The organism is Actinomadura rubrisoli (assembly GCF_004349215.1).
Taxonomy (GTDB): domain Bacteria; phylum Actinomycetota; class Actinomycetes; order Streptosporangiales; family Streptosporangiaceae; genus Spirillospora; species Spirillospora rubrisoli.
The window spans coordinates 1-1,299 of the sequence record NZ_SMKU01000702.1; the positions used below are offsets into that span (position 1 = coordinate 1).

General features: G+C 69.2%; 1 protein-coding gene. It reads right to left on the reverse strand.

Translation table 11 applies throughout. From position 1 onward, the window contains the following. Nucleotides 1-32 precede the first annotated feature (32 nt). Nucleotides 33-1,231, reverse strand: a protein-coding gene (locus E1298_RS46955) for an IS3 family transposase (RefSeq protein WP_131903806.1) whose coding sequence is annotated in 2 segments (ribosomal slippage) — nucleotides 33-919 and nucleotides 919-1,231 — 1,200 coding nt in all. Because the reading frame shifts where the segments join, the coding sequence is not laid out codon by codon here. Between the last annotated feature and the right edge of the window lie 68 nt (nucleotides 1,232-1,299).

Consider the following 1,299-nt stretch of genomic DNA (forward strand, 5'->3'; position numbering starts at 1 on the left):
GAAATGTGGACACCGATTTCAGGCGGTAGCGGTCAGGCTACCGGTGGTTTCTCGTAGTTGATCGGTGAGAGTTGGCCGAGGCGGGAGTGCCTGCGGCGGGTGTTGTAGCGGGTGGCCCAGCGGAAGACGGCCTGGCGTGCGGTGTGGGTGGTGGGCCAGTGCCGGGCGCCTTGCAGGGTTTCGCGTTTGAGGGTGGCGTTGAGGGATTCGGCGGCGGCGTTGTCGGCGCTGGTGCCGACCGCGCCGCGGGACCGGGTGACGCCCAGCCGGTTGCAGGCGGCGGTGAAGTCGGCCGCGCAGTATTGAGCACCGTTGTCGCTGTGGAAGATCGCTCCGTCCAAGGTGCCGCCACGGGTGGCCGCCGCCGCGTCCAGGGCGTCGATCACCAGGCTGGTGCGCATGTGGTTGGCGATGGACCAGCCCACCAGCCGCCGGGATCCAAGATCCAGCACGGTCGCCAGGAACAGGAAGGTGCCGTCGGCGATCGGTAGGTAGGTGATGTCGCCGACGTATCGGCGGCCTGGGGCCGGCGCGGTGAAGTCGCGTCGGAGCAGATCCGGGACGGGGGCCGCGTCCGGGGCGGGCACGGTGGTGCGCACCTTGCGGCGCAGGCGCAGCCCGGCGATGCCGTGCTGGCGCATGACCCGCTCGACGCGCTTGTGGTTGACCTGTACGCCCTGGTCTCTCAGTTCTGCGGTGATGCGCGGGGAACCGTAGGTGCCGTCGTGGGCGGCGTGGATCGTGGCGATCCGGTCGGCCAGTTGGGCGTCGGCGCGGGCCCGAGCGGCCCGGGCCTGGGTGGCCGACCGCCACCGGTAGTAGCTGGACCGGGCGATCTCCAGCACCCGGCACAACCGCTTCACCCCGTAGGCGGCCTGGTGGTCGGCGACGAACTGGAAGCGGTTCACCAGCGCGTCTCCCCGGCGAAATACTTGGCCGCCTTCCGCAGGATGTCGCGTTCGGTCTCCAGCTCACGGATCCGCGCCCTGAGCTGCTGATTCTCCTGTTCATGCACGTCAGGCGAGGATAGATCCCGCTGAGCCGGCGGCTGAGCGGGGGCGGGCCGGGCCGGCGCCGTCCCGCGCCGCTGGGCCTCCAGCACCCAATTGCGCAGCGTGCCCCGGCTGATCCCCAGATCGGCAGCGATCCGCTTGTAGGTGTTGGACGGGTCCGACAAGAACAACGCCACCGCGTCGGTCTTGAACTCCTCCGGATAGTGCTTCAGCGCCATCAAAGACACCTCCTTCCCTGGATCCATGATCCAGGCCTCGAGATGTCCACACTTCAGGGGGAAGGCCC